A 26,389-nucleotide genomic window follows, 5' to 3' on the forward strand; every position below is an offset into this window, starting at 1 on the left:
CGCGAAAGGGCTGCAAAGCAGCCCCATTCACTGTGTATGACTCTGAAATCCTGGGGCCGCTCCGCGCCCCTTTCGCGGCACAAGGCCGCTCCTACAGGGATTGCGCCGGGCCTGGCTAGCCCTTGGCCGGCGCCACCACCATCTCCACCTGTTCGCTCTTCTTGATCACGGCATACACCACTGCCGTCAGCAGGCTGCCGGCCACGATCGCCAGCAGGTACAGCAGCGCATGGTTGATCGCATTGGGGATCAGCAGCACGAACAGCCCGCCATGGGGCGCCATCAGCTTGCAGCCGAAGTACATCGACAAGGCCCCGGTCAACGCGCCACCGGCGATGCTCGCCGGGATCACCCGCAACGGGTCCTTGGCGGCGAACGGGATCGCCCCTTCGGAGATGAAGCACAGCCCCAGCGCCAGCGCGGCCTTGCCGGCCTCGCGCTCGCTCTGGGCGAACTTGCGCCGGGCCAGGAAGGTGGCGATGCCCAGGCCTATCGGCGGCACCATGCCGGCGGCCATGGTCGCGGCCATCGGCGCATAGCTCGACGACGCCAGCAGCCCCACCGAGAACGCATAGGCGGCCTTGTTGATCGGGCCGCCCAAGTCCACGCACATCATGCCGCCGAGCAGCAGCCCGAGCAGGATGGCGTTGGTAGTGCCCATGCTGTCGAGGAAGTGGGTCAGCCCTTCGAGCATGGCGGCCACGGGCTGGCCGACCACATAGATCATCACCAGGCCAGTGAACAGGCTGGCCAGCAGCGGGATGATGAGGATCGGCTTGAGCGCGTCGAGGCTGCTGGGCAGGCGCACCCAGCGGGCGATGGCCTTGGCGCTGTAGCCGGCCAGGAAGCCGGCGACGATACCACCAATGAAGCCCGCCCCCAGCGTGCTCGCCAGCAAGCCACCGATCATCCCGGGCGCCAGCCCCGGACGGTCGGCGATGGACCAGGCGATGTAGCCGGCGAGCAGCGGCACCATCAGCTTGAACGCCGCCTCTCCGCCGATCTGCATCAGCGCGGCGGGTAGCGTGCCGGCCTCCTTGTAGGCCTCGATGCCGAACACGAACGACAAGGCAATCAGCAAGCCGCCGGCCACCACCATCGGCAGCATGAACGACACCCCGGTCAGCAGGTGCTTGTAGACGCCGGCCTTCTCGGCCTGCTGCACCGCGCCAGGCGCATCCCCCGCAGCCTCCACCTTGCCCTCGGCCAGTGCCCTGTCCAGCGTGGCACGGGCCTGTTTGAGGGCGATGCCGGTACCGCAGCGGTAGATGCGCTTGCCGGCGAAACGCGCAGCCGGCACTTCGATATCGGCGGCCAGCAGCACCACGTCGGCCTCGGCGATGGCCTCGGCCGGCAGCGGATTGCGCGCCCCGACCGAACCCTGGGTCTCCACGGTGAGCTGGTAGCCCATGGCCTGCGCTGCCTGTTGCAGCGCTTCGGCGGCCATGAAGGTGTGGGCCACGCCGGTCGGGCAGGCGGTCACCGCGACGATTTTCGGCGCGCTGCCCTGCGGTGCTGGTGACGACTCGTGTACCCGAGCCCCTGCGGCCGCTACGTCAAGAAACTCCTCACGATCTGCCAGTGCCTGGGCCGGCGTGCTCTGGTACAGGCGCTTGCCCGCGAAGCGCGCCAGGTCCACCGGCCCGGTGCTGACCACCAGCACCCAGTCGGCCTCGGCAATCTGCGCCGTGGTCAGGCGACGCTCGGGGTGCTCGGCATCCTGCACCTCGACACTGGTGCTCCAGCCCCGACGCTGGGCTGCGGCGGCCAACAGGCGGGCGCTGAGCACGCTGGACACCTGCCCGTTGGGGCAGGCGGTGACAATGGCAATGTTCATCAGCAGCCCTCTTCTTGTTGTTCTGCCAGGTGCACGGCGGCTTCCAGGCGGGCCAGTTGCTCGCGGTCCTGGATGCCGAAGCCGACCTGGGTGACCGCCTGGGCGGCGATGGCGGTGGCACGGCGCAAGGTGGCGGCGGGCGCCTCGGCCTGGAGCAGGCCATGGACCATGCCTGCGACCAGCGAATCACCGGCGCCGACGGTGCTGGCGATGCGCACCTTCGACGGTTGCGCATGCAGCGCCAGACCGGCGGCGAACCAGGTCACGCCCTGCTCGCCCTGGGACACCACCACATGCTCGACGCCGCTGGCCAGCAAGCGCTGCGCGGCGGCGCGCTGGCCGGCCGGGTCAAGCACGGGCTGTCCGAGCACCTCGCCCAGTTCCTCGGTATTGGGCTTGACCAGCCAGGGCGCGGCCTCGAGACCGGCGCGCAAGGCTTCGCCGCTGCTGTCCAGGGCCACCTTCAGGCCCTGCGACTTGAGCATCAGCAGCAGCTCGCGCAGCCACTCGGGGCTGATCCCTCGCGGCAGGCTGCCGGCCACCACCACGGCATCATGCCCCGGCGCCACCTCGGCCAGGCGGCGCAGCAAGGCATCGCGGGCGGCCTCGTCGACTTCAGGTCCCGGTCCGTTGATATCAGTGACCTGGCCATCGGCCTCGACCAGCTTGATGTTGCTGCGGGTCTCGCCGGGCACGCGGACGAAGCAATCGGCGAACCCACGCCAGGCGATCAGCGCCTCGAACGGCGCCAGGTTGTCGAGCCCGAGAAAACCGCCGACGGTCACGCTGTGGCCCAGGTCGGCCAGCACCTGGGCGACGTTCAGCCCCTTGCCGGCGGCATGGCTGTGCTGGGCCTGGCTGCGGTTGACCGCGCCGGGGTGCAGGCGATCGAGGCTGATGGTGATATCCAGCGCCGGGTTGAGGGTGAGGGTGAGGATCTTGGCCATCAGTAACGCTCCACCAGCGCCCGGACTGCCTCGGCGCTGTCTTGTTGCAGGGCCTCGCGCGCCAGGGCGCGGGCCGTCGAAAGGTCGGCCTGGCGCACCAGTGCCTTGACTTCAGGGATGCTGCGGGCGGCGACGCTCAGTTCGTCCACGTCCAGGCCCAGCAGCACGGCGACGGCCTGCGGATCGGCCGCCAGTTCGCCGCACACGCCCACCCACTTGCCCTGGGCATGGGCGGCGCGCACGGTCATGTCGATCAGGTTGAGCACCGCCGGGTGCAGGCCATCGGCCTGGGCCGAGAGGCTCGGGTGGCCACGGTCGATGGCCAGGGTGTACTGGGTCAGGTCGTTGGTGCCGATGCTGAAGAAGTCCACCTCGCGGGCCAGCTGCGGCGCCAGCAACGCGGCCGACGGTACCTCGACCATGATGCCCACCTGCAGGTCGGCCACCGGAATTTCCTGGCGCAGGCGCTCGACCATGGCCTTGGCGGCGCGCCATTCATGGAGCTGGCCGACCATGGGGAACATGATGCGCAGCGGGCGATCGTCCGCTGCGCGCAGCAGGGCCCGCAGCTGGTCTTCCATCACCTGCGGGCGTTGCAGGGTCAGACGCACGCCGCGCACGCCGAGGAACGGGTTTTCTTCAGCGGCGATCGGCCAGTACGGCAAGGGCTTGTCGCCGCCCACATCAAGGGTACGCACCACCAGCGGGCGCCCGCCCAGGCCGTCGAGCACCCGGCGGTACTCGGCCTCCTGGGTGGCCACATCGGGCAGTTGCGGGTGGGCCATGAAAATCAGCTCGGTGCGCAGCAGGCCGACGCCTTCGGCGCCCTGCTCCACTACCTTGTCGATGCCACTGCTTTCGCCGATGTTGGCGAACACTTCGATGGCATGGCCGTCGCGGGTCTGCGCCGGCTCATGGCGATTGGCCCAGGCGATCTGCAGGCGCCGCTCACGGGCATCGCGCTCGGCCAGCGCCCGTTGCAAGCGGGCCTCGGGCGGCGCGACCTCGACCTGCCCGCGCTGGCCATCGAGCAACAAAGGCGTGCCGCTCTCCAGCAGCAGCACTGCCGCCCCGGCACCGACCACCGCCGGGATGCCCAGGGCCCGTGCGACGATGGCGCTGTGGGCCGTGGCGCCGCCCTGGGCGGTGACGATGCCGGCGACCCGCGCCGGGTCCAGGCGCGCCACATCGGACGGGCCCACCTCGGCCATCACCAGCACGTAGGGCTGCTCGGGCTCGACCAGCGCCTGCACGCCACACAACTGGGCCAGCACACGGCGACCGATATCCCGCAGGTCGGCGGCGCGCTCGGCCAGCAGTGCATCGTGCAGCGCTTCCTGCTGGCGGGCGGCGCTCTCGATCACCGCCATCCACGCGGCGGCGGCGCTCTCGCCCTGGGCCAGGCGCAGCTCGACGTCGTCGGTCAGGGCCGGATCGGCGAGCATTTCCTGGTGAGTGACGAAGATTTCGCCGATGGCCTTGTCGCTGCGTTGCACCAGGGCCTGCAGGTCGGCGTGCACCTTGTCGATGGCCGCTCGCAACCTGGCGCGCTCCTGGCCGGGCGACTGGCCGCGCAGCGGGTAGTCGATCTCGCGTTCGACGCACACATGGGCCGGGCCGCTGGCGATGCCCGGCGCGGCCGCGACACCCTGCAGGGTGCTGCCGGGCGCCGGGGCCTGGTGGGTTTCGACCTGCGGCTGCTCCACTGCTGCCGTTTGCGGCAAGGGCTCGACCTCCTCGCCCAGCCCCTGCTCGATGGCGGCCAGCAGCACCGGCAAGGCATCGGCGGCAACGCCCGGTTCGGCGATCAGTTCCAGCACCTGGCCACGGCGAGCGCCCAGGCTCAGCAGCTTGCTCAGGCTCTTCACCGAGACGGCGGGCTGGGCGCTGTCTTGCAGGCGGATGCGGATCTCGCCCTCGAAGCCCTTGGCCAACTGCGCCAGCACCTTGGCCGGACGCGCATGCAGGCCATGGGCGTTGGCCAGCATCACCCGGACACTGGGCCAGTCGGCGGGCGCCTCGCCGCCAAGCACTTCGAGCACGGCGCGGCTGCTGGTGGCCTGGTAGAGCATCTGCCCACGGCCCTCGATCAGCACCTCGCACAGGCGCTCGAGCAAGGCCTGGTGGGCGGCGCCGAGGCTGGCCAGGCAGAACAGGCCATTGAGCGGCTGGTCGCGGTAGCGCAGTGGCTGCTGTGGGGTGACGAAGGCCAGGCCCGGCTGGCGCACCTCGCGCTCACTGTGCAGCCACCACAGGCCTTCGCCCAGCGGCAGCGGCTCGGTCTGCTGCAGCACGGCGGCAAAGCCGCTGTCGGCACAGCCGCCGCGTTGCAGCAGCCGAGCGCCGCGCCAGGCCAGTTCATCGAAGTCTTCCGCAGCCAGGTTGAGGCCGACCAGCTGGGCATCCAGCGCCAGCTCGCGCGGCGCGCCCTGCAGCAGCTTGAGCAGCGCCTCGGCGCTGCCGGCGCGACGCAGCGCCTCGGCCAGGTCGGTTTCGCCCAGGGCGCGGGTCAGCAGTTGCAGCAGGCGCAGGTGTTCGTCGGAGCGGGCGGCGATGCCGATGGCCAGGTAGACGATCTGCCCGTCGCCCCAGTCCACGCCGTCGGGGAACTGCAGCAGGCGCACACCGGTGGCGTGCACCAGCTCGCGGGTCTGCGGCGTGCCGTGGGGGATGGCGATGCCCTGGCCGAGGAAGGTCGAGCCCTGCGCCTCCCGGGCCTGCAGCCCTGCCAGGTAGCCCTCGGCGACCAGGCCATCGGCAACCAGTCGTTCGGCCAGCAACGCCAGTGCCTCGCCCTTGTCGGCGGCACGCTGGCCCATGGCAATCTGCTCCACGGCAAGCTCGAGCATGACCCTCTCCTTTTGCGGCAGCCCCGTCGGCTACCGAGGTATTGTTGTGGAATTCGACGGCAAAAGCCGCCAAAACGATCAGCGCAACGGGCGAATGCGCATTTCCAGGCAGGAAATTTCGTTTTGCTGAAACGTTTAATCTGACCAAGTGGCCACGTTACTCGATAATCTGCCAACGAAAAAGCCCCATCCTGTCGGACAATTGCGACAATGGTCGTCTGCGCGCGGGTCCGTGGATGGGTGAAACTAGCCGGTCCAGCCCCGTGGCCAGTCCCGGAAACAATAAGGAAAATTCGGTGAAACTCAGCGATATCGCCCGTCTGGCCGGTGTGTCCGTGACCACCGCCAGCTACGTCATCAATGGCAAGGCCGAACAGCAGCGCATCAGCAACAGCACCGTCGAGCGCGTGCGTGCGGTGGTCGAGGCCCACGGCTTCACGCCCAACCCCCAGGCCGCCGGCCTGCGCAGCCGCCACACGCGCACCCTGGGCTTCATTCTCCCGGATCTGGAGAACCCCAGCTACGCCCGCATCGCCAAGCAACTGGAGCAAGGCGCCCGTGCCCGTGGCTACCAGCTGCTGATCGCCAGCAGCGACGACCAGCCCGACAGCGAACGCCAGTTGCAGCAGCTGTTCCGCGCCCGACGCTGCGATGCGCTGTTCGTCGCCAGCTGCCTGCCGCCGGAGGACGACAGCTACCGCGAGCTGCAGGCCAAGGGTCTGCCGGTGATCGCCATCGACCGACGCCTGGACCCGGCGCATTTCTGCTCGGTGATCAGCGACGATCGTGACGCCAGCCGCCAGCTGGCTCAAAGCCTGCTGAAAACCCGCCCACGCAGCATCGCCCTGATCGGCGCCCGCCCCGAGCTGTCGGTGAGCCAAGCCCGCGCCGGTGGCTTCGACGAGGCCCTGCAAGGCTTCGACGGCGACGTGCGGCGCTACCAGGGCGAGGCCTTCAGCCGTGAATGCGGCCAGCGCCTGATGCAGCAACTGATCGATGAACTGGGCGGTCTGCCGGATGCCCTGGTGACCACCTCCTACGTGCTGCTGCAGGGCGTGTTCGACACGCTCCAGGCGCGCCCGGAGGATTCGCGCGAGCTGCAACTGGGCACCTTCGGCGACAACCAGTTGCTCGATTTCCTGCCGCTGCCGGTCAACGCCATGGCCCAGCAGCACGGCCTGATCGCCGCCACCGCATTGGAACTGGCCCTGGCCGCCATCGAGGACAAGCGCTACGAGCCCGGTGTGCACGCCATTGGCCGTACCTTCAAGCAACGGATCGCCAAGGCCTGAACATGCGCCTGATCGACACCCACACCCACCTCGACTTCCCCGATTTCGACGCCGACCGCCCGCGCCTGCTGGCCAACGCGGCGGCGCGCGGGGTGGAGCGCATGGTGGTGCTGGGGGTGCACCAGGACAATTTCCAGCGGGTCTGGGACCTGGCCTGCGCCAACGAAGGCGTGTACGCGGCGCTGGGGCTGCACCCGATCTACCTCGAGCAGCACCGCCCTGAACACCTGGTGCAGCTGCGCGACTGGCTGGAACGCCTGCGCGGCGATCCGCGGCTGTGCGCGGTGGGTGAGTTCGGCCTGGACTTCTACCTGCCCGAGCTGGACCCAACGCGCCAGCAGGCGTTGTTCGAGGCCCAGCTGCAACTGGCCTGCGACTTCGAGCTGCCGTCGCTGTTGCACGTACGCCGCAGCCACGCCCAGGTGATCGCCACGCTCAAGCGCTACAAGCCGGCGCGGGCGGGGATCATCCATGCCTTTGCCGGCAGCTACGAGGAGGCGCGGGAGTACATCAAGCTCGGCTTCAAGCTGGGACTCGGCGGCGCCGGCACCTGGCCCCAGGCATTGCGCCTGCGCAAGACCCTGCCACGGCTGCCACTGGACAGCGTGGTGCTGGAGACCGACGCGCCGGACATGGCGCCGGCGATGTTCCCAGGGCAGCGCAACAGTCCGGAATATTTACCAGAAATTGCACAGGCCCTGGCTGAAGTTATCGGCGTTGATGTCGAGCAATTGGCCGAGGCCAGCAGCCACAACGCCTGCGCACTATTTGGCTGGTAACCACCGCTGTTCAAGCCTGCCCGTTGGCAACATCCAGAAGCCACTCTCCTGTTTCCGGTACCTCGGCCTACCCAATAGATTGATGCATTAAATGCGCTTGAGTGCACATCGCTCAGGCAAGGCTTTGTGCTGATCAACAGGAAACCAAAGTTGCCAATGGACAGCCTGGATTTGATGCCTCCACGCCCGAACACCCACAGCGATCTGGGACAAGCCCTGATTTCCATGTTCAAGTCAGTAGAGGCGGAACTGGCACAAGAGCAAGCCGGGCCAGGCGCATTGAAAATCATCATCTTCGGTGGGTGTGCCGTCCATCTCTACACCCATCATCGCGTGTCCATGGATGTCGATGGCGAATGTTACGAGACCAGCCTTGCCGAGCACTTCGACCTGCAAGCTCTGCTTGCCGAGGTGCCCCAGGCTTTCTTCGACGTCCAGTCCGGACGAGTGCTGGAACTGCACTACGACCTGCATTACACCACCACTTTCGGGCCGATCCACGAAGACTACCTGGATCGCAGCCTGCCATTGGCAGAGTTCCCGGAAACCTCCCCCTTGCATGTTCGTATCGCAGCTCCGGTCGACATCGCCATATCAAAGCTGGCCAGGGCGACCGAACAGGACCTGAGCGACATTCACGCGCTATTGCGGTCTGGCCTGATCCTGACCACTGAGCTACGGCGGCTGGCACTGGAGGCAATCGATGTGTATGTTGGTTCCAAGGAGCCACCGACTACCGTATTGACCCATCTCTTGCGAGACTTCCTGGAGCCCGAAGATGGCGAAGCGTCTTGACGACAACCTCTTTACATCCGCCCTGAACAAGCTTGCCAGGTTCCCTCTGAGTCAAGCGGATGATTCGACCCTTGTCCGTGTGGCACAGGCTGTCTGGTATTCGGATGTCGACCTGGTCGGCGCTGCCCGAGTATTTCTTAGCCGCCACCCCGATGAGCTTCAGGTCCGTCGAGTGGGTTACTTGCTGGAAAAGCTGACGCGTTTTTCCTGTGCGTCAGTTCACCGAGTCATGGATACCCGCCATGCACTTGAGCTGTTTCCTTATGCCATGCCAATTGCCCAGCCACAGAGTGCTGTACGCAAGCGCCGTGATGAATTGGCAGCATCCTGGGGACTTGATGAAGGGCTCGGTTTGAAAGCGCAAGCCCTGCTGCCTTACCAGACCCGTCATTACGAAGCCCGCCAATCCTCCCCCTGAGACACCCCAAACGAAAAACCGACTTGCGTCGGTTTTTCAATGCCACTGCTTAGACCCGAAACGCCCCGATCAACCGCTTGAGCTCCACCACCTGCGCCGACAACGCCCGGCTGGCGTCTTCGGTCTGGCAGGCGCCCTCGGTGGTGTCCTGTGCCGCGCGGTTGATCGCAACGATGTTCTGGTCGATGTCGTGGGCTACGGCGGTCTGCTGCTCGACGGCGGCGGCGATCTGCTGGTTCTGCTCGACGATCCCGCCCACCGCGCCGAGGATATTGCCCAGGGCCTGTTGCACCTGACGCGCCTCGTCCACGGTGCCGGCAGCCATCTGGTGGCTGCTGCCCATCACCCGCACCGCCGCGCCCACGCCATCCTGCAGGCGCTGGATCATCTGCGCAATCTCTTCGGTGGAGTCCTGGGTGCGCCTGGCCAAGGTCCGCACTTCGTCGGCGACCACGGCGAAGCCCCTGCCCTGCTCGCCGGCCCGGGCTGCCTCGATGGCGGCGTTGAGGGCCAGCAGGTTGGTCTGCTCAGCGATGCTGCGGATCACTTCCAGCACCCGGCCGATGGCCTGGCTGTCGCCCGCCAGCTGGTTCACCGCCGCCACGCTCTGGTCGATCTCGCCGGCCAGGCGGGCGATGCTGCCCTGCTGGCTTTCCACCAGGTCGCGGCCCGAAGCGCTCTCGTGGTTGACCCGTTGCGCGCCTTCGGCGGCCAGGGCGGCGCTGCGGGCGACCTCCTGCGCGGTGGCGCTCATCTGGTTCATCGCCGTGGCCACCTGCTCGATCTGCTCGCGCTGGCCACTGACCGCCTGGTTGCTGCGGCTCGACACCGACAGCACCTGCCCGGCCTGTTCCTCGACCGTGGTCACGGTCTTGCCGACCTGCTCGATCAACCCGCGGATACGCCGCACCGTCTCGTTGAAGCCACGCCCCAACTCGCCGAGCTCGTCCTGGCTGTTGGCCTTGAAGCTGATGGTCATGTCGCCGGCGGCGACCTTGTCCATGGCGTTGCCCAGGTTGCCGAGGGTTTCCCGGGTGGAGACGTAGAAGCCACCGTAGAGGTAGACGATCAGCGCGAACACCGTGGCCAGGGCCGCGACCAGCGCGATCGTGCGCAGGCGGTGCTCGCCCAGGCGCTCTTCCAGTTGGCCGTGCAGGTGGGCGAGGACGGCGTCGTTGAAGCGGTAGGTTTGCGCCATCAGGTCGCTGGTCTGCTGGTAGAAACCTGCCCAAGGCGCATCCAGGGTCTCGGCTACCACCACCTGGTCCTCGAACAGGGTCGCGGCCTGCTTGACCGTGGCCTGGCTGGCCTGGGCGTCGCTGTTCAGCGCGGCCTTGAGCCCGGCATCGCTGGCCAGGACGTCATCCAGGCGGATGGCATAGTCGGCGGACAGCCGCTCCAGACGCTGCAGCAAGTCTTCGAAGCGCGCGCTGCCCGAGGAATCCATGAAGCCGCGGCCGAGGGCCACCGCGCCCATCGCCCGGCCCTCGCCCAGGGCCTGGGTGACCTGCGCCGTGGCGTTGCCGACCAGCTCGCTCAGCTGACGCACCGAGGCCTGGCTGTCCTGGTTCAAGCCCGACTGGCTGGCGACCAGCTTGCCCAGCACCTGGGCCTGGGCCAGCAGCTTGTCGAACAGCGCCGCCTTGTTCTGCAGCGAGCTTTCCTCACGGGCGCGGGCAAAGGCCTCGGCCAGCTCGACACGCTTGGCCTCGAGCGCCGGATCATTGCCCTTGAGGCCGTCGAGCCGGGCCTGGACCTTGTCCTGCAGACCGGCGATGCGGCTTTCCACATCGCCGGCCTGACCCGATTGGCCTAATACGGCGTTGATCTGCAGCAGGTTGCCCAGGGTCTCCAGGTCCCCGCGCAGGGCCAGGCTCTCGGACAGCGGCGCCAGCCCCTGGAGTTCGCCGCGGGTGGCCTGCAGCTGGTTGTAGGCGTCGCGGACCAGGTAAAAGCTGGTGACCAGCATGGGCAGGAAGAACAGGACGCTGATCAGGCTGAACTTCATGCCGAAGCTCAGCCGGTTCATCAGTGCGATGGCCGGATAGAGCAGACGCTTCACAGGTCACCTCCTTGAATTCTTGTTGTTCTGCGGGGTAGCACAAGGCCATCTAGGGCCAGTGGCTTTGTATAGCGCAGATTGGAATCAAGGTTTGTAACTTATGGTTAAGCAACCAACGCGTTGATGAACGGCTCAGACCAGCACGGTCCACAGGGCGAAGCAGGCATACCACAACACGGCGCAGCGCAGCAGCAGCTCCCACAGGCTGTCCAGGCGCTCCAGGCCTCGCTGGCGGTCCTCCTCCTCGGGAATGTCGTCGGCCACCCGACCGACCTTGGCCACCAGGTGCCCGGCGCTGACGTGCCAGTCGAGCAACTCGTGCAACATCACCCGGGTCACCGCGACGAAGTTGCCGACCAGGGCGAAGCTCACCGTCATCACCCGCACCGGCAGCCAGTCCATGGCATGGCGCAATTGCCCGGCCAGGGTCTGCAACGCCGGCTGGCGGCTGTGGTCCATGGTCAGCGCCAGCAGGCGGTAGGCCAGCGCCGCGCCCGGGCCGAGCAGGAAGTACCAGAAGATCACCGCGAAGAAGCTCTGGTAGGCCTGCCACAGCAGGTGGCCCTGGACCCGCGTGATCAGGCTCTGGGCATCGTCGGCGGCCAGGCCCAGGTCGCGTTCGGCCACATGCAGCGCAGCCTGGTCGTCACCACGGCGCCAGGCGTCGCGAAACGGCCCGAGCGCCGCCTTCACATCGCCGCGACCCAGGCTGTAGACCAGCACCAGCAGGTGCACCGGCAACGCCAGCAGGCCGTAGGCCACCGGCTCCAGCACATGCAGCAGCAGCGCGAGCAGCGCCACCGGCGCCAGGACCAGGATGCCCAGCGTCCACCAGGGATGGACCTTGCCGCTGCGCTCCAGGCGCACCAGCTCGCCCAGGTAGAAGCCATCGCGTTGCAACCGCTGGCGCAGGGCCGAGAACTTCTCGACCCACAGCGCCAGCACCAACACCAGAAAACTCATGCCTTGTCCTCGTTGCGTTGCAGCGCGGCCCGGTAGCGCGGCCAGTCGAAGGCCGGCCCCGGATCGGTCTTGCGCTGCGGGGCGATATCGCTGTGGCCACAGATGCGCTGGGCGTCGATCACAGGCCATGCCGCGCGGATCTCGCGGGTCAGCCGCTCCAGGGTGGCGTACTGGGCATCGGTGTAGGGCAGCTCGTCGGTGCCTTCCAGTTCGATGCCGATGGAAAAATCGTTGCAGCCCTCGCGCTCGCCGAAGCGCGACACGCCGGCATGCCAGGCGCGGTCGAGCAACGAAACGAACTGGGTCACCGCGCCATCGCGCTCGACGAACAGGTGCGCCGAGACGGTCAGGTGGTTGATGGTGGCGAAGTAAGGGTGCTCGTTCGGGTCCAGGCGGTTCTGGAAGAACTGCTGCACCTTGCCGGTGCCGAAGCAGGCCGGTGGCAGGCTGATGTTGTGGATGACCAGCAGCGCGATGGCCTCGCCCTCGGGGCGGGCGTTGAAGTTCGGCGAGGGGCAGTGGCTGACGCCGGTGAACCAGCCGGTCGCACGGTCCAATTGCATGGTGCAGATCCTGAAATGACGCCCGAGACAGGTGCCCAGTATGCCGTGGGCGGGCGGCGCTTGCATGTAAATGATTGTGCAGGGAAAGTCAGCGTTACTGCGCCTGCTGCCCACGCAGCTGCTCCAACACCGCTTCCAGCGCCCGCTCGAACAGCAGGCCGTCGTCCAGCAGGCGCACCTCGCCACGGCGCAGGGCGAGGGCCAGGCCCATGCGGTTCCATTCGCGTACCTTCATGCCGGTGCGGTTGGTGAAGACCAGGCGATCATTGCTGTCGATGCGCGCCACCAGCTTGCAGCGCAGTGGCTCGTCGTCGTCCATCACTTCGACCCAGTTGCCGACCTGCAGGCGCTGCACCTGGCGCAATGCCGGCTCCTGGTCGTCGAGCGGCAGGCCAGGGGCAAGGGCGGACTCGTCGCTGACCGCCAGCACGATAGCCTCCTCCAGCCACACTTCATCCAATGCGGCGTCCGGCTCCGGCGTGCCACCACAGGCACGCAGGTGCAGTTTCTCCAGTTGCAGGAAGAAATCACGCGTGGCGGCGGAGTCCAGCGCCACCCCCGCCAGGCCGTCGCGCAGCGCCTTGAGCAGGCCCGGCACCTGCTCCAGCAGGCGCTGTGGCTCACGGTACGGGGCAATGCTGACCAGCAGGTCGTCCACTGTCGCCAGGGCGTCGGCCCAGGCCGCCGAGGCCTCGCCCTGCTTCAGCCAGGCCAGCAGCAGCACCTGGCTCCAGGACTGCACAAGCATCTGCACCACCACCTGCGGCAGCACCCGGCCATGCAGGCGGTCGTTCAACTCCTGCTGTACCCGCTGGCGGGCTTGCAGGGTACGGGCACGGCCCTCCTCGGCATCGCGGGTGCGCTGCTCGAGCAGTTCGTTGCGTCGGCGCTCGTCCTGGCTGAAGGCGAGAAACTCATCGAGCAGCTCGTTGAACACCGCGCAGTCGTCGGAAAAGTCATTGAGCAGGCGCTGGACGATACGCTCGACCCGCAGGTGCAGGCTGTCGCGCAGCCCCTCGGCATCGCTCTCCCAGCCGATGGCCACGGCAGCGATCTCGTTGAGCAGGCGCCGCGCCGGGTGGCTGGCGCGGCTGAACATGCCCTTGTCGATCAGCGCGACCTTGAGCACCGGGATATGCAGGCGGGCGATCAGCGCCCGCAGGCTGGCCGGCAGGTTGTCGTCGCCCTGGATGTAGGCGAACAGCAGGTCGACCAGGTTGATCGTGTCCTCGTCGTCGGTGGCGATCCGTCGCCGCGTGCCGCTGCGCACGCTGACCCGCAGCAACAACTGCTCCAGCTGCTGGCCGAGGTTGAAGTCATCCGGCTCGCCGGGGGCCGGTACATAGTGCTGCAGGTGGGTGAGCAGGCGCAGCAGGTCGCCGGTGCTGGTCGGCTGCGCGGATCCGGCCGCCTGCAGCCGCGGCGCGACACGCCCGCGCACCGGCGCCAGCAGCGTCTGCACCGAGGCGAAGAAGGCCTGGCCGGCGGAGTCGGACATGCCGCCCAGCGCCGGGCTGGCCGGGACGCGCCGGGCGATGCTGCGCCGGTCCTCGGCGCGGCGCCGCGGGGCGGGCATCAGCTCCGGCAGCACACCGGCGCTGGCGAGCAACTGGCTGGCTTCGCCGTAGAGCAGGTCGAGGTCGCGCAGCACGTAGCGCTCGAACAGCTTGAGCAGCACCATCTTGACGCTGGCGCCGACCCCGAGGTTGCGCCCGGCGTCCAGGAAGTAGCCACACAGGTTGCCGGGGCCCAGGGGATTGCCTGCGCTGGTCAGCGGCAGCTCCAGCAGCGTGGTGAAGCGCAGGTTCAGTTGCTCCAGCAAAAAGCCGTCGCGGGACAGCACCCGGTCGACCATGGCCTGCACGGCCACCGAGCGCTCCAGCGACGGCTTGTCCAGCGTCTGCGCCCTGACCAGGGACTCGAGCCCGTCGCCCTGGCCGATGCGGGCGAAGGCCTCGTAGAAGGTGTCGAGGAAACCCCGCTCGATGCTCTTGCGCTTGAGGCGCAGGTCGCGCATGGCTTCGAAATACAGGTTCTGGTCGAGGCGACCACTGGCCTTGTCGGCCATTTCGAACAGGGTGTCATCGGCATTGTCGAACAGCGCCTGCAAGCCCTGGCGCAATTGCAGGGCGGCCTTGTCGCGCACCTGCAGGAGCAGCACGGGAAGGCATGGCGAGGGCGCGCGCGCACCCCGGTCGATGGCGGCCGCCAGGGGCACCACCTTGCCTTCATCATGCATCCCGGACTCCTTGCTGGATGTTACGTTGTTCGACTGGAAGGGAATCGTCAAAGCTATGACGCCAAATACTGGGCGCTATTATCAGTGAAAACACTGATAGCTGCCAGCACGCCTTTCGCACGCCTCAACTGACAGTGCGTTCGCAAGAATGCTCAAACCGCCTGACCAAAGGTCATCGGACCGACGGCTGTACACGAAGCCCCCCTGCCCTATAATCGCCGGCACCTAGCTTGTGGAGCCGACCATGCCGAACCTACGCCTCGCCGACCTGACCGCCGAAATCGAAGCCAACGTGCGCCGCGCGCTGCTCGAGGACATCGGCAGCGGCGACATCACCGCCCAGCTGATCCCGGCCGAGCGCCTGGCCAAGGCGACCATCATCACCCGCGAGGACTGCGTGATCGCCGGCACCGCCTGGGTCGATACGGTATTCCGCCAGCTCGACCCACGGGTGGCGGTGCACTGGCAGGTGGCCGACGGCGAGCGGGCCACGGCCAACCAGGTGCTGTTCCACCTCGAAGGCCCGGCGCGCTCGCTGCTCAGCGGCGAGCGCACGGCGCTGAACTTCCTGCAGATGCTTTCGGGCGTGGCCACCCGCGCGCGCTTCCTGGCCGACCTGGTGGAAGGCACCCAGGTGCGTCTGCTCGACACCCGCAAGACCCTGCCCGGCCTGCGCCTGGCGCAGAAGTACGCGGTCACCTGCGGCGGCTGCCACAACCACCGCATCGGCCTGTACGACGCCTTCCTGATCAAGGAAAACCATATCGCCGCCAGCGGTGGCGTGGCCGAGGCCGTGACGGCGGCGCACCGCATCGCCCCGGGCAAGCCGGTCGAAATCGAAGTGGAAAGCCTGGACGAACTGCGCCAGGCGCTGGCGGCCGGGGCCGATATCGTCATGCTCGACGAGCTGACCCTGGACGAGATGCGCGAAGCGGTGCGCATCACCGCCGGCAAGGCCAAGCTGGAGGCCAGCGGCGGCGTCAACGAGACCACCCTGCGGGTGATCGCCGAGACCGGCGTCGACTACATCTCGATCGGCGCGATGACCAAGGATGTGAAGGCGGTGGACCTGTCGATGCGCCTGAGCCTTTAAGAGACTTGGCGCCTTTACTGGCCTCTTCGCGGGTAAACCCGCTCCCACAGAAGCGCGGTGCCCCTGTGGGAGCGGGTTTACCCGCGAAGAGGCCAGTAAAGGCACAGCAGATTCAAGGCATGAAAAAACCGGCCAAAGGGCCGGTTTTTTCATGCTGTGGTACCGACTCAGGCGTTGGCCAGGCCGTCCAGGTAACGCTCGACGTCCAGGGCCGCCATGCAGCCGGCGCCAGCCGAGGTGATGGCCTGGCGGTAGACGTGGTCGGCCACGTCGCCGGCGGCGAACACGCCCTCGACGTTGGTGGCGGTGGCGTTGCCTTCACGGCCGCCGTGGACCACCAGGTAGCCGTCCTTCAGGGTCAGCTGGCCTTCGAACAGCGAGGTGTTCGGGGTGTGGCCGATGGCGATGAACACGCCGTCGACCTTGATTTCGTCGAAGCTGCCGTCGTTATTCTTCAGGCGCGCACCGGTCACGCCCATGTTGTCACCCAGCACTTCGTCCAGGGTGGCGTTGAGCTTGAGCTCGATCTTGCCTTCGGCGACACGGGCGTGCAGCTTGTCGATCAGGATCTTCTCGGCGCGGAAGGTGTCGCGGCGGTGTACCAGGGTCACCTTGCTGGCGATGTTGGCCAGGTACAGTGCTTCTTCCACGGCGGTGTTGCCGCCACCGACCACGGCGACCGGCTTGTTGCGGTAGAAGAAACCGTCGCAGGTGGCGCAGGCCGACACGCCCTTGCCCATGAAAGTCTCTTCCGACGGCAGGCCCAGGTAGCGGGCGCTGGCGCCGGTGGCGACGATCAGCGCGTCGCAGGTGTAGGTGCCGCTGTCACCCTGCAGGGTGAACGGCTTGTTGGCCAGGTCGACGGCGTTGATATGGTCGAAGACGATCTCGGTCTCGAAGCGCTCGGCGTGCTCCTGCATGCGCTGCATCAGGGCCGGGCCGGTCAGGCCGTGGGGGTCGCCCGGCCAGTTGTCGACTTCGGTGGTGGTGGTCAGCTGGCCACCGGCCTGCATGCCGGTGATCAGCAGCGGCTTGAGGTTGGCGCGGGCGGCGTACACCGCGGCGCTGTAACCGGCAGGGCCGGAACCGAGAATGATGACGCGCGAATGACGTACTTCAGACATGTCGAACTCCTGTCGAGCGGGCCGCACGGGGCCGGCATCATAGGTGCCGGTTGCGCCAGCTGGAATTAAAAGGGACCCACGCAGCACTTGGGGAAGGCTACAACGCGTTGGTCCAAAACCGAAAAAGTTGAGCGCACTGTAGCGAGGCCGCAGAGATTAAGGAAATATCCTTCGACAATCCACCTTATAGACAGTCTCTATCCGCCAGCCATTGTGCCAATGCTTTGTTACACGCCGTTTCCCAGATGCGCGGTGCCTTTCGTCGGCGCGCCAAACTCGGTAAGGTCAGCGCGTTTTCCTCAAGCGGAGCATTCCGATGCAAGCCCCCGTCCTGTCCGGCCCCCAGTACCTGCGCGAGGGCCTGAAACTGGTCCTGAGCCCGAGCCTGCGCCTGTTCGTGCTGCTGCCCCTGGCGGTCAACCTGCTGCTGTTCGGCGGCCTGATCTACTTCGCCGGCCATCAGTTCAGCCTGTGGGTCGATGCGCTGATGCCCACCCTGCCCGACTGGCTAAGCTTTCTCACCTACATCCTGTGGCCGCTGTTCGTCGCCCTGGTGCTGTTGATGGTGTTCTTCACCTTCACCCTGCTGGCCAACGTCATCGCCGCGCCGTTCAACGGCTTCCTGGCGGAAAAGGTCGAGGTGGTGGTGCGCGGCCAGGACACCTTCCCGCCGTTCAGCTGGGCCGAGCTGGTGGCCATGGTGCCACGCACCTTCAGCCGCGAGATGCGCAAACTGGGCTACTTCCTGCCGCGGGCCATCGGCTTGTTCATCCTCTCGTTCATCCCGGTGGTGAACGTGATCGCCGCGCCGCTGTGGCTGGTGTTCGGTATCTGGATGATGGCCATCCAGTACATCGACTACCCGGCGGACAACAACAAGATGAGCTGGCAGGACATGCTGGCCTGGTTGCGCCAGAAGCGCTGGCAATCGATGGGCTTTGGCGGGATCACCTACCTGGCGCTGATGATTCCGGGAGTCAACGTGCTGATGATGCCGGCGGCGGTGGCCGGGGCGACGTTGTTCTGGGTGCGTGAGCGTACCTGAATGAAGCCATCGCGGGGCAAGCCTGCTCCCACGCGGAATGCGTGGGAGCGGGCTTGCCCCGCGATGGCTTAAGCTCGGTCAGTGGCTCAACTGACTGGAAAACTGCCCCACCGCATCCACCACCTTCTTCGCACCTTCCTGGATCTCGACGATCACCCCTCCGGTATCGGCGGCCAGGGCCAGGCCCTGCTCGGCCTGGCGCTTGCTGGTGTCGATGATGTCCACCGCAGCCTGGGCCAACTGTTCGTTCTGCTGCACCACCTTGGCGATCTCCTCGGTGGCGCTGCTGGTGCGCGAGGCCAGCTGGCGCACTTCGTCGGCGACCACGGCAAAGCCACGCCCCTGCTCGCCGGCGCGGGCCGCCTCGATGGCGGCGTTGAGCGCCAGCAGGTTGGTCTGCCCGGCGATGTCGCTGATGGTCTTGATGATCGCGCCGATCACCTTCGACTGCTTGTCCAGCGCCTGGATGCCATCGGCGGCGTCCTGCATAGAACCTTCCAGGCCACGCATCACCTCGACGGTCTGGGTCACCACATCGGTGGCCTTGCGTGCACTGTCGTCGGTCTCCAGCGAGGTGGTGTAGGCGATGTCGGCGGCCTGGGCCACGGCCAGTTCCTGGTTGACCTGATCGGTGATCACGGTGGCGAACTTGACCACCTTGTACAGCACGTCATGGGCGTCGATGATCGGGTTGTACGAGGCTTCCAGCCAGACCACGCGGCCATGGGCGTCGATGCGCTTGAAACGCTCGGCGACGAACTCGCCACGGCGCAGCCGGTTCCAGAACTCCTGGTAGGCCGCAGAGTTGGCCTCCTCCGGCTCGCAGAAAATCCGGTGATACTTGCCACGGATCTGTTCCAGGCTGTAGCCCATGGTCTGCAGGAAGCGGTCGTTGGCGGTCAGCACCTGGCCTTCGAGGTTGAACTCGATCACCGCGGTGGAGCGCATCAGCGCCTTGATCAGGCTCTCGTGCTCGCGGGAGGTCTCGATGGTGCGGGTCAGGTCGCTGGAGTGCAGGGAGAAGTACTTGATACGCCCCTGGCTGTCCTTGACCGGCTGCAGGATCGAACGTAGCCAGGCCTCGTCACCGTTGCCGCGCAGCAGACGGAAGGCGCCATTGAGGTGCTCGCCACGGGTGATGGCGTGCTTCATGCGCTGGTAGAAATCGAGCTTCTTCACATGCGTCGGCACGATCTCTTCGATGTTGCGACCGATCAGTTGCTCGGCGCGGTAGCCCATCTCGGCCTCGAAGTTGCTGTTGACCGACTCGATGCGTCCCTGGGGGTCGAGCTGGAGCACCAGCATCTCGCTGTCGAGGCTGTTCTTGACCTGCTCGATGGACATCAGTTCTTCGCGCAGTTGCTGGATTTCTTTCTTCAGTTTGCTGTTGAACATGGCCGCTCTCCCGGAGCGAATTCCTGTAGTCGAATGCCTCTGCATCGGCTGCGTGACGAGGGTTCTTGAGTGCGCTGCAAGGAAATATTCAAACGGGTGCCAGTGCCGGAAATCAGGCGTCATGCGCACGTCACAAAGTCGTCACATGGGCGCAACGGGGGCGGCCCAGACTTTTTCCCATGAGCACACCGTCCCTGCGTATCACCCTGGTCAGCGAAACCTTCCCACCCGAGATCAATGGCGTGGCCAACACCCTTGGCCGCCTCAGCGAAGGGCTGCGCCTGCGCGGCCACCAGGTGGAGCTGATCCGCCCGCGCCAGGCCACCGACAACGGGGTCGGCAACGACGAGGCCCTGCTGCTGTGCAGGGGTTGGCCATTGCCGGGCTACCCTGGCCTGCAATGGGGCGAGGTGTCGATGCACAAGCTGTGGCGCCGCTGGCGTCGGCAACGCCCGGACGTGCTGTACATCGCCACCGAAGGGCCGTTGGGCCTGAGCGCCCTGCGCGCCGCCCGGCGCCTGGGCGTGGCGGTGGTCAGCGGCTTTCACACCAACTTCCCGCAGTACTCGGGACAATATGGCCTGGGCCTGCTGTCGCGGCTGCTCACCCACTACCTGCGCTGGTTCCATCGGCGCACCGCCATCACCCTGGTGCCCAGCGCCAGCCAGCGCCTGGAGCTGGAGCGCCGCGGCTTCGAACGGCTCGGCCTGATGGCCCGCGGGGTCGACGCCAGCCTGTTCAATCCGGCACGGCGCAGTCAGGCCCTGCGCGAGCAGTGGGGGCTGGGTGTGGATGACATTGCCGTGCTGCATGTCGGGCGCCTGGCCGCGGAGAAGAACCTGGCCCTGCTGCGCCCGTGCATGGAGGCGCTGGGCGAGGCTTATCCGCAGCGGCGGCTGCGCCTGGTGATCGTCGGCGACGGCCCGATGCGTGGCCAGCTCGAACAGCAACTGCCCGATGCCGTGTTCTGTGGCGCGCAACGCGGCGAGGTGCTGGCCGAGCACTACGCCAGCGGCGACCTGTTCCTGTTCCCGAGCCTGACCGAAACCTTCGGCAACGTCGTGCTCGAGGCGCTCGCCTCGGGACTGGCCGTAGTAGCCTACGACGAGGCCGCCGCCGCCCAGCATATCCGCCACGGCCACAGCGGCGCCCTGGCCATGCCGGGGGACCAGGCGGCGTTCATCGACGCCGCCTGCTGGTTGCTGGAAGAAGGCGAAACCCTGCGCCGGGTGCGCCTGAACGCCCGCCAGCACGCCAGCCGTCAGGGCTGGCCGGCGATCGTCGAGCAGTTCGAGGGCTACCTGTACAGTGCCTGCCGCGAGCCGCAGGCCGCCCGCGAACAGGTCCCGCCACTGGTGATCAAGCCAGGGTCGTCAGCGCCTCACGGCTGAACGGCAGCACGGCGTCCTCACGCCCCTCCCGCACTTTGCGCGCCCACTCGGCGTCCACCAGCAGGGCGCGGCCGACGGCCACCAGGTCGAACTCCTGGTCCTGCAAGCGGCGCAGCAGTCCTTCGAGGCTGGCGGGCTTGGCCACCTTGTCGGTGGCGACCATGAACTGCAGGAACTCGCCGTCCAGGCCGACACTGCCCACGGTGATGGTCGGCTTGCCGGTGAGCTGGCGGGTCCAGCCGGCGAGGTTAAGCTCGCTGCCCTCGAACTCCGGTTCCCAGAAGCGCCGGGTGGAGCAGTGGAAGATATCCACGCCCGCCTCGGACAGGGGCTTGAGGAAGGCCGCCAGGGCCTCGGGGGTTTGCACCAGGCGCGCGCTGTAGTCCTGCTGCTTCCATTGCGAGAAACGCAGGATGATCGGGAAATCCGGGCCGACGGTTGCGCGCACGGCCTGGATCAGTTCGATGGCGAAGCGCGAGCGCCCTGCCAGGTCACCGCCGTACTCGTCATCGCGACGATTGCTGGCGTCCCAGAAGAACTGGTCGATCAGGTAGCCGTGGGCGCCATGGATCTCCACGCCGTCCATGCCGATGGCCTGGGCGTCGCGCGCCGCCTGTGCGAAGGCGGCGATCACCTCGCGGATATCCTCCCGGCTCATGCCGTGGACCAGCACCTGGCCGTCCTTTTCCTTGCCGCTCGGGCCATAACCCGGAACGCTGGCGTCCGGCTCGGTGCCCAGGCGGCGCACACTGCCCACGTGCCAGAGCTGCGGCACGATGCGCCCGCCCTCGGCATGCACGGCCTCGACCACGCGTTTCCAGCCGGCCAGGGCATCCTCACCGTGGAAGCGCGGCACGTTGGGGTAGCCGTTGGCGGCCTTGTGCCCGACCGTGGTGCCCTCGGTGATGATCAGGCCGACACCGGCGGCGGCGCGGCGGCGGTAGTACTCGACCACGTCGTCGTGGGGCACGCCGCCGGGGCACAAGGTACGGGTCATCGGCGCCATGACCACGCGGGTCGGCAGGTCGAGGGAGCCGAGGGTGAAGGGCTGGAACAGAGGGTTGCTGGACATGCGGCGCTCCCGAGGGATGAAGTGATGCGCCCGAGCTTAGGGGCCGCCAGGTGAGTGTCACAGCATCATTGATTGCAGTGATCGGCAGGTATCGCTGCGAGCGGGCCGATTTGCAACAGGAAATTTATTTTGCAAAAGGGCTTGAATTCGTCCGGCGGTTGCCTGACTTTAGAGTCAAGAGGCGCAGAAAACCCAACGTCCTCAGTGGCCTAGGCACGCCTCTCGCGAGCAAGCTGAATAAGGATTGAATCATGCAAATCCAGGTCAACAGCAGCAACCACATCGAAGGCAACATCCGTCTCGACCAATGGGTCCGCAGTACCCTGCAAAGCAGCCTCGAACGTTACGAGGACGACCTCACCCGCATTGAAGTCCACCTGCGTGACGAAAACGGCGCCAAGCCCGGTCCCCACGACAAACGCTGCCAGATGGAGGCTCGCCCGAAAGGCCACCAGCCGATTTCAGTGACCCACACCGCCACCTCGCTGGAACATGCCGTCGATGGCGCCGCCAGCAAACTGAACCACGCCCTGGAGCATTTCTACGGTAAGTTGCGCAGCAAGCGCGGTGCCCTGGAGTTAGCTGACCCCGATGCCTGAGAACGTCGAAGGGTGAACAACGCCCGGCCAATTGCCGGGCGTTTAACACACTGGTCTCTGCTAAAAACATACAGGGCAAAGTGTGTCACAGCCCCTCAAAACCTTCACTAGGAAGGTAGTATCTCTTCATATTCTCGAACCATTGATAGTCACTCTGCATAAACACTGAAGACGCTAGAAGCGCTTTACATGTCACCCATTTCCAATGATCGAACGTATGCCGCGCACGCGGGTAAAACCTGGCATTATCTGCGAGCTTGCTCAATTCGGAATGGATATGTTCCTCCAAGCTAATGCCCTCTACCTTGGCATACGCCACCATTTCTCGAGTTTTCCTCAGCGCCTCAAGTTCGTACACCGAGTGCAACCCGTGAACCTCCATATGCGTTGCAATTCTAGCGTGAGCTACCGAACCCTCTGGGTACAAGCAGGTATTGGGACTGAAAACAACCTTTCTATTGACGCAGTCATACTCACCCTGCAGCCAGTCCGAGCTGAAAATATCGTCAAACTTATAATGTATAGCTTGCCTCTTTGGCGAGGATGGTTTAAAGGTCGACTTCACACCATTACAACCAAGACAACAGGGGACCAGATTATAGGGTGAGATCGATAGCGAAGGATATGATTCCTTGGGCAAAAAATGATCCAAACTCTCTACTTTTCCGAGCAAGCAGACCTGACACTTATTATCAGGCGCCAGCCTTACCAGTACATCATAATACTTTCGCCCTGCTGCCCTTTTATTGGAGAGTTGCTCCTCATACAGCGCCACAAATCGACTCTTCTGCCAGCCAAACGTGAGACTTTCATCCTTGTAAGTATAAGCGCCACCATAATAATAGTGAATCTTAAAAACTTCCTGAGCGGCCCGCAAGAAACGATACATTTGCATATCATTATGGCTCAACGGCCTGTTGCGGTATCGCTTACCGTTCACACAGGCCTCGAACACATCGTAGAAACTATGCTTCTTCATGGTGCTACCGCTCCCGCGGCAAGGACGACAGCACAACCGAACGCCCCTCAGTACCTACCTGGCCTTTATATATACTCATAACACCTTCGTAGTCGCCAACCTCTTGAGCATCTTGTTTTAAAAGCGCATAGAATCCTGAGTGCCGCCTATCGAGGTCAAACACGTCCATTGTAATGTCCCCCACACTCTCGCCAAACGTTTCGATGTGCGGCCGCATGAACTGCCCGACACCATCGATTCTCCACACACAACCACGTGGGATCTCTTGCAACACTACCGGAGAGTGAGTAGCAAGAATAGCGATACCGTTGCTTTCAGAAAGAAACTCAGACAGCACCCTGATGAACCCTGCTAAAAGAGGAGGGTGAAGGTGATTTTCAGGTTCATCAAAGAGACAGATGGTTTTATCTTCTACCAACTCCACCACTTTGGTCATGTAAAAAAGAACTGTCGCATGCCCCGAACTCAGCAGGGAGAACATCTCCATTGCACGCCGAATCAATTCATTTTTATCTTCAACATCTACCAGCGCGGCAACATCCAAATCACCAAAATCAACACCAACCTGCAACCTACTAACCGCACTGAACCACTTTCTCTTTTTCACGTCCGAACCTAACACACAGGTCGCGATAGACTCCGACAGCTCCATACCCATCTCTTCATCTACCCGTTTTAAAGAGCCATCCTCCTTATAAATACCAATATAGCGCTTCTTAGTTCTCCCCTGTTTTAGCCTATCATCACCAAACTCAGCGACCCCCAGCGGGTTACCAAATATTCCGAGCGAAAAGTACAACAGCAACCCAAAGTCGGAAGATGTGACATCTCGACCATCCATGCTGGTAACTACGCCATCGGACATATCAATAGAGCGGGCAATCCTTTTCAGCACATGGCTTTTACCAACACCATTGCGCCCTATCAAAGCATGCACGTTACTCGGAGGTTTCGACTGACTAGAGACGCTGAACTTCAAGTATGCCTGTTGGTCATGATGATAGATAAAACCATAATCTCTGGGCTGGACACCAGCGTCAATGATATTCTTAAAGTGACCTTTTATGCTTGACTCACTAACAAATCTCGACAACGACTCAATAAAAACACGCTGCTCATAGACCTGTGGCACTACGCGCTCATTATAGGCCACATCTCTCATCGCAATAAAAAATTCATCCTGCTGCGCCCCTAACTTCCTGCGAACGTTTTCATAATACTCCGGATTTTGTCCGAGCGAAAAATAACGTTCACCCAAAGCAGTAAATGATGGTTCGAGCTCCTTATAAGTCGCCACGCTTGGATCCTGCTGCACAAAGCCGATCTTGACTTCTCCCAGTCGTACCGAAACATTACGCCGCACCAAATAAGCATAAAAAGTTGTTACAAATCGGTAGTCATTCCAGCCCGTATTCGGCAATAGAACAATCGCGTCACCACCGCTGTAAGTATTGGGGTTTCCAACTATGAATCGCATATTCATCTCCATCCTTGTATTCGTTATGCGCGTCAGCGTTTGCTAGGTTATCGCAGTATGTGCAAGAGTGAAATTATCCTTGTGAGTACCGCCTTGCGCGGATATTGACCAGTGGCAGTGAACTAACGCGATGCCCGCCAGGTCGACTCTTCAACTAGCAACGACAGAGTTTCACCATGAACAACCCTTTCGATCACATCAGCGCCGCCTTCGCCCCCGAGTACCGGGTCAACCTGAGCATCGAGCGCCTGGACGGCAGCATCATGCTTACCCTGTCCGACGACAGCGGCGTGGTCGCCAGGCGCCTGATCAGCCAGGCCCAGCGCAACGATCCGGTGCGCCTGCAGCGGGTCATCGACAGCATCCGCCTGGGCCTGGCCATCGAGCTGGGGCAGAACCCACTTGAGGTGCTGGCGGCCCTGACCCGCACCTGGCATGGCGAACAGCGCTTTCCCGCCGCCGGCATTGCCAACTGAGGGCTACTTGCTCTCGTCCACTTCCTTGCCACTGGCATCCAGCGCCTTGGTCGACGGGTAGCGGTAGGAGGCGTAGCGCACCACCAGGATGGCGAAGGCCAGCAGCAGGATGCCGCCGCACACGTACAGCAGCCCGACATCCGGCGCCTTGTGGTGCGAGACATCGCCGATCAGCAGGCGGGTCAATGCGGTGATCGCCACGTAGAGCAGGAAGCGGATCGGCATGTGGTTGGTCTTGAAGTAGATCCCCACCATCGCCCCCAGCTCCAGGTAGATGAACAGCAGCAGGATGTCATCGACGCTGACCCCGCCCTTGCCCAGCATGTCCAGGAAGGTCACCACCGCCGCATAGGCGGTGATCGCGCCGATGCCGAACAGCGCCAGGTAGTGGAAGGCTTCCACGCACAGGTTGCCCAGCGAGTCGGCGGAGCCGTGCAGGCCCTTGCGCAGTCTTTCTGCCCATTTGATGTTCACGATGTTCGATTCCTAGATACGGCTGAAGGTCTTGTGCCATGCAGTTAAAGGGCCACGGCCCCTGTCTTGGAAGGCGGCCGATTGCCGCAGGGCACCTGTGGGCTACGCTGATTTTCAGTTTGCCGGGCCATCATTGCGTTTGCAGGGTGATGGCCTGGCGATGTACTGTATAAAAATACAGTTACCCGCAACCCCATCAGCAAAAAGGCACAGAGGTGATGAATGGCCGTCGAAGTGGTGTACCGCAGCAGCCGCGACCCGGAGCGCTTGTTCATGGATAAGGCCGAAGCAGACCGTCACGACAAGATGCTCGAGCTGGCCGAACGCCTGGCCGAGGTACTGCAAAAAGCCGTACCGTCGCTGAGCGAACAGCAAGTCGAGGAAGCCGGTATCTACATGGCCAAGAACCGCGACGTGTTCGCCCGGGCGTTCAAGAGCCAGCCGGATGCGCTGGCCGAACTGCTCGAAGGCGCGGCAGCCGAGTGACGGCTGCACCGGCCATTTCGCGGCCCCTTCGCGC

23 protein-coding genes and 2 pseudogenes are annotated in these 26,389 nt (G+C 64.7%); 10 read left to right on the plus strand and 15 right to left on the minus strand.

Going from position 1 to position 26,389, the window contains the following annotated elements; translation table 11 throughout:
* Positions 1–115: 115 nt before the first annotated feature.
* From VUG52_RS22720 to ptsP, 3 genes are read right to left on the minus strand one after another with little or no spacing between them, the layout of a single operon-like run.
* Complete coding sequence (locus VUG52_RS22720; RefSeq protein WP_050703783.1) at positions 116–1,837, minus strand: PTS fructose-like transporter subunit IIB; 1,722 nt, start codon at positions 1,835–1,837, stop codon at positions 116–118.
* Positions 1,837–2,784 (minus strand): 1-phosphofructokinase, encoded by a 948-nt coding sequence (pfkB, locus tag VUG52_RS22725; protein ID WP_050703782.1) that lies wholly within the window; start codon positions 2,782–2,784, stop codon positions 1,837–1,839. The genes VUG52_RS22720 and pfkB overlap by 1 nt, the downstream gene beginning before the upstream one ends.
* Positions 2,784–5,633, minus strand: coding sequence for a phosphoenolpyruvate--protein phosphotransferase (ptsP, locus tag VUG52_RS22730; protein ID WP_050703781.1), 2,850 nt, complete (start codon positions 5,631–5,633; stop codon positions 2,784–2,786). Before ptsP ends, pfkB begins: the two co-directional genes overlap by 1 nt.
* 296 nt (positions 5,634–5,929) lie before the next feature.
* Here ptsP and cra point away from each other — a divergent pair, with 296 nt between their 5' ends.
* The 4 genes from cra to VUG52_RS22750 all read left to right on the plus strand — a co-directional run bounded on the left by cra (position 5,930) and on the right by VUG52_RS22750 (position 8,917).
* Entirely contained in the window at positions 5,930–6,925 is a 996-nt protein-coding gene (gene cra / locus VUG52_RS22735; RefSeq protein ID WP_028689822.1) for a catabolite repressor/activator, read from the plus strand.
* Positions 6,926–6,927: 2 nt separating this feature from the next.
* Positions 6,928–7,704, plus strand: coding sequence for a TatD family hydrolase (locus VUG52_RS22740; RefSeq protein WP_050703780.1), 777 nt, complete (start codon positions 6,928–6,930; stop codon positions 7,702–7,704).
* A gap of 156 nt (positions 7,705–7,860) precedes the next feature.
* Complete coding sequence (locus VUG52_RS22745; protein ID WP_050703779.1) at positions 7,861–8,499, plus strand: DUF6036 family nucleotidyltransferase; 639 nt, start codon at positions 7,861–7,863, stop codon at positions 8,497–8,499.
* Positions 8,483–8,917, plus strand: coding sequence for a hypothetical protein (locus VUG52_RS22750; protein ID WP_082337630.1), 435 nt, complete (start codon positions 8,483–8,485; stop codon positions 8,915–8,917). The genes VUG52_RS22745 and VUG52_RS22750 overlap by 17 nt, the downstream gene beginning before the upstream one ends.
* A gap of 49 nt (positions 8,918–8,966) precedes the next feature.
* Here the strand turns inward: VUG52_RS22750 and VUG52_RS27340 are convergent, their stop codons facing one another.
* From VUG52_RS27340 to VUG52_RS22770, 5 genes and pseudogenes are all read right to left on the minus strand, one after another.
* Entirely contained in the window at positions 8,967–9,680 is a 714-nt protein-coding gene (locus tag VUG52_RS27340) for a methyl-accepting chemotaxis protein (RefSeq protein WP_408005701.1), read from the minus strand.
* A 144-nt stretch (positions 9,681–9,824) separates the two neighbouring features.
* Positions 9,825–10,946: pseudogene (locus VUG52_RS27345) on the minus strand (HAMP domain-containing protein); the annotation flags it as partial.
* Positions 10,947–11,111: 165 nt separating this feature from the next.
* Positions 11,112–11,942 carry a regulatory signaling modulator protein AmpE gene (ampE, locus tag VUG52_RS22760; RefSeq protein ID WP_050703777.1) on the minus strand — a complete coding sequence of 277 codons (831 nt, stop codon included), beginning with the start codon at positions 11,940–11,942 and terminating at the stop codon, positions 11,112–11,114.
* Positions 11,939–12,505: a 1,6-anhydro-N-acetylmuramyl-L-alanine amidase AmpD gene (gene ampD, locus VUG52_RS22765; RefSeq protein WP_050703776.1), complete on the minus strand. Its 567-nt coding sequence runs from the start codon at positions 12,503–12,505 to the stop codon at positions 11,939–11,941. The genes ampE and ampD overlap by 4 nt, the downstream gene beginning before the upstream one ends.
* Before the next feature lie 94 nt (positions 12,506–12,599).
* Positions 12,600–14,744, minus strand: coding sequence for a DUF1631 domain-containing protein (locus VUG52_RS22770; protein ID WP_050703775.1), 2,145 nt, complete (start codon positions 14,742–14,744; stop codon positions 12,600–12,602).
* A 244-nt stretch (positions 14,745–14,988) separates the two neighbouring features.
* On the opposite strand from VUG52_RS22770, the gene nadC reads away from it, so the two are divergent.
* Positions 14,989–15,837, plus strand: coding sequence for a carboxylating nicotinate-nucleotide diphosphorylase (gene nadC, locus VUG52_RS22775; protein ID WP_050703774.1), 849 nt, complete (start codon positions 14,989–14,991; stop codon positions 15,835–15,837).
* A gap of 167 nt (positions 15,838–16,004) precedes the next feature.
* Here nadC and trxB read toward each other — a convergent pair whose 3' ends face one another.
* Positions 16,005–16,961 carry a thioredoxin-disulfide reductase gene (trxB, locus tag VUG52_RS22780; RefSeq protein WP_050703773.1) on the minus strand — a complete coding sequence of 319 codons (957 nt, stop codon included), beginning with the start codon at positions 16,959–16,961 and terminating at the stop codon, positions 16,005–16,007.
* Positions 16,962–17,277: 316 nt separating this feature from the next.
* Here trxB and cysZ point away from each other — a divergent pair, with 316 nt between their 5' ends.
* Positions 17,278–18,006 (plus strand): sulfate transporter CysZ, encoded by a 729-nt coding sequence (cysZ, locus tag VUG52_RS22785; RefSeq protein WP_050703772.1) that lies wholly within the window; start codon positions 17,278–17,280, stop codon positions 18,004–18,006.
* 78 nt (positions 18,007–18,084) lie between these two features.
* Here the strand turns inward: cysZ and VUG52_RS27350 are convergent, their stop codons facing one another.
* Both VUG52_RS27350 and VUG52_RS27355 read right to left on the minus strand, forming a co-directional pair.
* Complete coding sequence (locus VUG52_RS27350) at positions 18,085–18,516, minus strand: methyl-accepting chemotaxis protein (RefSeq protein ID WP_371923703.1); 432 nt, start codon at positions 18,514–18,516, stop codon at positions 18,085–18,087.
* 162 nt (positions 18,517–18,678) lie between these two features.
* Positions 18,679–19,524 (minus strand): annotated as a pseudogene (locus tag VUG52_RS27355) (PAS domain-containing protein); the annotation flags it as partial.
* Between the two features lie 56 nt (positions 19,525–19,580).
* On the opposite strand from VUG52_RS27355, the gene VUG52_RS22795 reads away from it, so the two are divergent.
* Positions 19,581–20,792: a glycosyltransferase family 4 protein gene (locus tag VUG52_RS22795; protein ID WP_331832114.1), complete on the plus strand. Its 1,212-nt coding sequence runs from the start codon at positions 19,581–19,583 to the stop codon at positions 20,790–20,792.
* Here the strand turns inward: VUG52_RS22795 and VUG52_RS22800 are convergent.
* Positions 20,761–21,864: an NADH:flavin oxidoreductase gene (locus tag VUG52_RS22800; RefSeq protein ID WP_262951416.1), complete on the minus strand. Its 1,104-nt coding sequence runs from the start codon at positions 21,862–21,864 to the stop codon at positions 20,761–20,763. The two genes, VUG52_RS22795 and VUG52_RS22800, sit on opposite strands and share 32 nt — an antisense overlap.
* Before the next feature lie 251 nt (positions 21,865–22,115).
* On the opposite strand from VUG52_RS22800, the gene VUG52_RS22805 reads away from it, so the two are divergent.
* Positions 22,116–22,463 carry an HPF/RaiA family ribosome-associated protein gene (locus tag VUG52_RS22805; protein WP_050703768.1) on the plus strand — a complete coding sequence of 116 codons (348 nt, stop codon included), beginning with the start codon at positions 22,116–22,118 and terminating at the stop codon, positions 22,461–22,463.
* A gap of 85 nt (positions 22,464–22,548) precedes the next feature.
* Here VUG52_RS22805 and VUG52_RS22810 read toward each other — a convergent pair whose 3' ends face one another.
* Positions 22,549–23,442 carry a hypothetical protein gene (locus tag VUG52_RS22810; RefSeq protein WP_156329579.1) on the minus strand — a complete coding sequence of 298 codons (894 nt, stop codon included), beginning with the start codon at positions 23,440–23,442 and terminating at the stop codon, positions 22,549–22,551.
* Between the two features lie 4 nt (positions 23,443–23,446).
* Positions 23,447–24,925 carry an AAA family ATPase gene (locus VUG52_RS22815; protein ID WP_256205959.1) on the minus strand — a complete coding sequence of 493 codons (1,479 nt, stop codon included), beginning with the start codon at positions 24,923–24,925 and terminating at the stop codon, positions 23,447–23,449.
* A gap of 170 nt (positions 24,926–25,095) precedes the next feature.
* Here VUG52_RS22815 and VUG52_RS22820 point away from each other — a divergent pair, with 170 nt between their 5' ends.
* On the plus strand, positions 25,096–25,395 hold the full coding sequence (locus VUG52_RS22820) for a DUF3509 domain-containing protein (protein WP_050703766.1): 300 nt from the start codon (positions 25,096–25,098) through the stop codon (positions 25,393–25,395).
* Between the two features lie 3 nt (positions 25,396–25,398).
* On the opposite strand, the gene VUG52_RS22825 is transcribed toward VUG52_RS22820, so the two are convergent.
* Entirely contained in the window at positions 25,399–25,869 is a 471-nt protein-coding gene (locus tag VUG52_RS22825; RefSeq protein WP_050703765.1) for a phosphate-starvation-inducible protein PsiE, read from the minus strand.
* A gap of 222 nt (positions 25,870–26,091) precedes the next feature.
* Here VUG52_RS22825 and VUG52_RS22830 point away from each other — a divergent pair, with 222 nt between their 5' ends.
* Complete coding sequence (locus tag VUG52_RS22830) at positions 26,092–26,355, plus strand: YebG family protein (RefSeq protein WP_050703764.1); 264 nt, start codon at positions 26,092–26,094, stop codon at positions 26,353–26,355.
* Positions 26,356–26,389 lie beyond the last annotated feature (34 nt).

Origin of the sequence: Pseudomonas sp. LH21 (assembly GCF_036549575.1) — a bacterium.
GTDB lineage: Bacteria > Pseudomonadota > Gammaproteobacteria > Pseudomonadales > Pseudomonadaceae > Aquipseudomonas > Aquipseudomonas peradeniyensis.

Bases quoted from the DNA above. Each gene is read 5' to 3' on its own strand.
- nadC (WP_050703774.1), top strand. From the start codon at position 14,989: ATGCCGAACCTACGCCTCGCCGACCTGACCGCCGAAATCGAAGCCAAC.
- VUG52_RS22820 (WP_050703766.1), top strand. From the start codon at position 25,096: ATGAACAACCCTTTCGATCACATCAGCGCCGCCTTCGCCCCCGAGTAC.
- trxB (WP_050703773.1), bottom strand. From the start codon at position 16,961: ATGTCTGAAGTACGTCATTCGCGCGTCATCATTCTCGGTTCCGGCCCT.
- VUG52_RS22720 (WP_050703783.1), bottom strand. From the start codon at position 1,837: ATGAACATTGCCATTGTCACCGCCTGCCCCAACGGGCAGGTGTCCAGC.
- VUG52_RS22815 (WP_256205959.1), bottom strand. From the start codon at position 24,925: ATGAATATGCGATTCATAGTTGGAAACCCCAATACTTACAGCGGTGGT.
- VUG52_RS22745 (WP_050703779.1), top strand. From the start codon at position 7,861: ATGGACAGCCTGGATTTGATGCCTCCACGCCCGAACACCCACAGCGAT.
- VUG52_RS22740 (WP_050703780.1), top strand. From the start codon at position 6,928: ATGCGCCTGATCGACACCCACACCCACCTCGACTTCCCCGATTTCGAC.
- ptsP (WP_050703781.1), bottom strand. From the start codon at position 5,633: ATGCTCGAGCTTGCCGTGGAGCAGATTGCCATGGGCCAGCGTGCCGCC.
- VUG52_RS22795 (WP_331832114.1), top strand. From the start codon at position 19,581: ATGAGCACACCGTCCCTGCGTATCACCCTGGTCAGCGAAACCTTCCCA.
- VUG52_RS22800 (WP_262951416.1), bottom strand. From the start codon at position 21,864: ATGTCCAGCAACCCTCTGTTCCAGCCCTTCACCCTCGGCTCCCTCGAC.
- VUG52_RS22810 (WP_156329579.1), bottom strand. From the start codon at position 23,442: ATGAAGAAGCATAGTTTCTACGATGTGTTCGAGGCCTGTGTGAACGGT.
- pfkB (WP_050703782.1), bottom strand. From the start codon at position 2,784: ATGGCCAAGATCCTCACCCTCACCCTCAACCCGGCGCTGGATATCACC.
- cysZ (WP_050703772.1), top strand. From the start codon at position 17,278: ATGCAAGCCCCCGTCCTGTCCGGCCCCCAGTACCTGCGCGAGGGCCTG.
- ampE (WP_050703777.1), bottom strand. From the start codon at position 11,942: ATGAGTTTTCTGGTGTTGGTGCTGGCGCTGTGGGTCGAGAAGTTCTCG.
- ampD (WP_050703776.1), bottom strand. From the start codon at position 12,505: ATGCAATTGGACCGTGCGACCGGCTGGTTCACCGGCGTCAGCCACTGC.
- VUG52_RS22830 (WP_050703764.1), top strand. From the start codon at position 26,092: ATGGCCGTCGAAGTGGTGTACCGCAGCAGCCGCGACCCGGAGCGCTTG.
- VUG52_RS22770 (WP_050703775.1), bottom strand. From the start codon at position 14,744: ATGCATGATGAAGGCAAGGTGGTGCCCCTGGCGGCCGCCATCGACCGG.
- VUG52_RS27340 (WP_408005701.1), bottom strand. From the start codon at position 9,680: ATGAACCAGATGAGCGCCACCGCGCAGGAGGTCGCCCGCAGCGCCGCC.
- VUG52_RS22805 (WP_050703768.1), top strand. From the start codon at position 22,116: ATGCAAATCCAGGTCAACAGCAGCAACCACATCGAAGGCAACATCCGT.
- VUG52_RS22750 (WP_082337630.1), top strand. From the start codon at position 8,483: ATGGCGAAGCGTCTTGACGACAACCTCTTTACATCCGCCCTGAACAAG.
- VUG52_RS27350 (WP_371923703.1), bottom strand. From the start codon at position 18,516: ATGCGTGGCCTGGAAGGTTCTATGCAGGACGCCGCCGATGGCATCCAG.